Below are 3,044 nucleotides of genomic sequence, written 5' to 3'. Positions count from 1 at the left end.
CTGCAGGTAGGGGTTTTGTCTTTGTGGCCGCTGAACCTGTGGGAGCTGGTCTTGCCAGCGATAGCGACAGCGCGCAACAGCTGACTCCCCAGTGCTGCCATCGCCGGCAAGGCCGGCTCCCACAGTGCCTTAATACCATCAGTTTTCTATGCAATCCCTACCTGCATAGCTATCATGCCAGCCTCATTACGAGTCGAGATTGGCATGCTGAAGTTGTTGAAGCTCCTCAAGGATGGCCGGTTCCATTCCGGGCAGGATCTGGGGGTCGCCCTTGGCGTAAGTCGTAGTGCTGTCTGGAAGCAGTTACAGCACCTCGAGGCCGAGTTGAATCTGCCCATTCATAAAGTGCGTGGGCGCGGCTATCAGTTGGCCGCACCGCTGTTCCTGCTGGAGGAATCAGCTATCGCCGAGTACTCGCAGGGTGGGCGCTGGCCTGCGCTGATATTCGACTCCATTGATTCGACCAACGCCCAGGCTTTGCGCGCAATCACTGAAGGTCAGGCGGCCCCCTTCCTGGTGCTGGCCGAGCGTCAGACAGCAGGGCGTGGGCGGCGCGGGCGTCAGTGGGCCAGTCCCTTTGCCGAGAACCTCTATTACAGCCTGGTGCTACGTATTGAAGGCGGCATGCGTCAGCTTGAAGGCTTGAGCCTGATAGTGGGGCTTGCGGTCATGCGTACGCTGCAGTCTTTCGGTGTGGCTGAGGCTGGCTTGAAATGGCCGAACGACGTCCTGGTCAATAATCAAAAGATTGCCGGCATCCTGCTGGAGTTGGTTGGCGACCCTGCTGATGTCTGCCATGTGGTGTTGGGCATTGGCATCAATGTGAACATGCAGGCTACCACTGAGGTCGACCAGCAGTGGACCTCCGTGCGCCGCGAGACAGGCGCGGCCATTGATCGCAATCTGCTGGTCGCCAGGCTCAACCACAACCTGCAGCTCGACCTCGAGCGGCATCGGCAGGCCGGTTTCGCCGCATTCCAGCATGAGTGGGAGCAGGCGCACCTGTGGCAGGGGAGGGCAGTTTCCTTGATTGCCGGAGTCAACAAGATCGACGGCGTGGTATTGGGTATCGATGGCCAAGGCGCATTGCGTCTTGAGGTCGATGGCGTAGAGAAGAGCTTCAGTGGTGGTGAGCTCAGTTTGAGGTTGCGTGATGATTCTTGAGCTCGATTGCGGTAACAGCTTCATCAAGTGGCGCGTTATCCGTAGCGCCGATGCGTCTATTGTTGCCGGTGGCGTGGTCGACTCCGATCAAGCGTTACTGGCGGCCGTCGCAGCGCTGCCTCAGGCGCCAGGGCGTGGCCGACTGGTCAGTGTCCGCAGCGAAGAAGAGACCACGGCGCTTTCGGCGTTATTGGCACAGCACTTCGGGTTTGACGTACTGGTCGCGCAGCCTGCTAAAGAGGTGGGTGGTGTGCGCAATGGTTATGAAGACTTCCAGCGGCTGGGTCTGGATCGCTGGCTTGCGGTGTTGGGTGCTTATCGCTTGGCCAAGGGCGCGTGCCTGGTGATGGATTTCGGCACTGCAGCCAAGGCTGATTTCGTTGCGGCTGATGGCGAGCATCTAGGTGGCTTCATCTGTCCTGGCATGCCGTTGATGCGCAGCCAGCTGCGCACTCATACCCGTCGTATTCGATATGACGATGCATCGGCCGAGCGTGCCTTGTCGAGCATGGCGCCCGGACGCTCAACCGTAGAGGCGGTTGAGCGCGGCTGTGTGCATATGCTTCAAGGTTTCGTTCGCTCCCAGCTCGATCATGCACAGGCCTTGTGGGGTGAAAACTTCACCGTATTGCTGACCGGAGGTGATGCGCCGCTGGTGCAAGAGGCCGCACCGAATGCGCGGGTGGTGCCGGATCTAGTATTTGTAGGCCTGGCCATGGCCTGTCCTCTGGATTGAGGTGACTATGCGTTGGTTGTTTCTGTTACTGCTGGTGCTTAATGGCGTCTATTACGTCTGGCATCAGCAGGAAGCGCCGTTGAAGGCCAAGGAAGTCGCACCGCTATCGCTGTACAAGGGGAATCAACAGGATATCCGTCTGTTGAGCGAGTCACATCCGGGTAAACAAGCTCCCGAGCGTGGTCAGGAATGTCTTTATGTGGGGAGCATGAGCACCCAGGAACAGCTCGATGCCTTGCGCCAGCGTCTGCTTAGCCTGGATGTGGCTGCCGTTCCTGTGGTTGGACGGCTTGGCGATGCGACCGGCTTGTGGCTGCAGATAGCGCCGCAGAGCCAGCGTTTGCTGGACCAAACCCTGCTTGAGACACTTTCCCGTGATTTCAAAGACTTAAAACATAAAATAATGTTGTGCAGGGGTATTGCAACTGGCGAATAGCTTGATAGAATGGCGCCCGCTTCACAGGGATGACCACTAAGTGGCAACACTGAGAAGCAGCTGTCAAATTAGCTAACCTCAAGATTTTAATGAGAAAAAGCTTGACAGCAGGACGGCAAGAGTTGAAAATGCCGCCCAGCTCAGGAGGGGTTCCCGAGCGGCCAAAGGGATCAGACTGTAAATCTGACGTCTACGACTTCGAAGGTTCGAATCCTTCCCCCTCCACCATTTTAGCGAGAGCTGCAAGCTCCGCGGGTATAGTTTAGTGGTAGAACCTCAGCCTTCCAAGCTGATGATGCGGGTTCGATTCCCGCTACCCGCTCCAAGTTTTGCAGTTGTTGCATAGTGTTACGCTCTTGTAGCTCAGTTGGTAGAGCACACCCTTGGTAAGGGTGAGGTCAGCGGTTCAAATCCGCTCAAGAGCTCCATATAACAAGGCAGATATGAAAATATCTGCCTTTGTTTTAATGGTCGTATTAACTTGCTTATTTCTTCTTGCTGAGGATTGTCTCGATGGCTAAGGAAAAGTTCGATCGTAGTCTGCCGCACGTGAACGTCGGCACCATTGGTCACGTTGACCATGGCAAGACCACGCTGACCGCAGCGCTGACTCGCGTTTGCTCCGAAGTTTTCGGTTCGGCCGTCGTCGAATTCGACAAGATCGACAGCGCTCCAGAAGAGAAAGCTCGCGGTATTACCATTAACACT

At 56.5% G+C, this 3,044-nt stretch carries 4 protein-coding genes and 3 tRNA genes; all 7 read left to right on the top strand.

The annotated features are described in order from the left end of the window. The first annotated feature begins 204 nt into the window (after positions 1 to 204). Positions 205 to 1,164, top strand: coding sequence for a bifunctional biotin--[acetyl-CoA-carboxylase] ligase/biotin operon repressor BirA (gene birA / locus NPS47_RS25030; protein WP_274297401.1), 960 nt, complete (start codon positions 205 to 207; stop codon positions 1,162 to 1,164). After that, positions 1,154 to 1,900 (top strand): pantothenate kinase, encoded by a 747-nt coding sequence (locus NPS47_RS25025; RefSeq protein WP_274297400.1) that lies wholly within the window; start codon positions 1,154 to 1,156, stop codon positions 1,898 to 1,900. The genes birA and NPS47_RS25025 overlap by 11 nt, the downstream gene beginning before the upstream one ends. A gap of 7 nt (positions 1,901 to 1,907) precedes the next feature. Next, on the top strand, positions 1,908 to 2,336 hold the full coding sequence (locus NPS47_RS25020; protein ID WP_274297399.1) for a hypothetical protein: 429 nt from the start codon (positions 1,908 to 1,910) through the stop codon (positions 2,334 to 2,336). A 143-nt stretch (positions 2,337 to 2,479) separates the two neighbouring features. Continuing rightward, positions 2,480 to 2,564, top strand: a tRNA-Tyr gene (locus NPS47_RS25015). A gap of 23 nt (positions 2,565 to 2,587) precedes the next feature. Then, positions 2,588 to 2,661 (top strand) — tRNA-Gly (locus NPS47_RS25010). A 27-nt stretch (positions 2,662 to 2,688) separates the two neighbouring features. Then, positions 2,689 to 2,764, top strand: a tRNA-Thr gene (locus NPS47_RS25005). Between the two features lie 85 nt (positions 2,765 to 2,849). Continuing rightward, on the top strand, positions 2,850 to 3,044 hold a 195-nt coding region (locus NPS47_RS25000; protein WP_245222814.1), incomplete at its 3' end, for a GTP-binding protein.

This window comes from Pseudomonas putida (assembly GCF_028682475.1).
Lineage (GTDB): Bacteria > Pseudomonadota > Gammaproteobacteria > Pseudomonadales > Pseudomonadaceae > Aquipseudomonas > Aquipseudomonas putida_AG.
The sequence above is the reverse complement of the archived record's forward strand: the minus strand, read 5'-3'. Positions and strand labels throughout refer to the sequence as shown.

Coding starts and splice junctions, on each gene's coding strand:
- NPS47_RS25020 (WP_274297399.1), top strand. CDS start 1,908: ATGCGTTGGTTGTTTCTGTTACTGCTGGTGCTTAATGGCGTCTATTAC.
- NPS47_RS25025 (WP_274297400.1), top strand. CDS start 1,154: ATGATTCTTGAGCTCGATTGCGGTAACAGCTTCATCAAGTGGCGCGTT.
- birA (WP_274297401.1), top strand. CDS start 205: ATGCTGAAGTTGTTGAAGCTCCTCAAGGATGGCCGGTTCCATTCCGGG.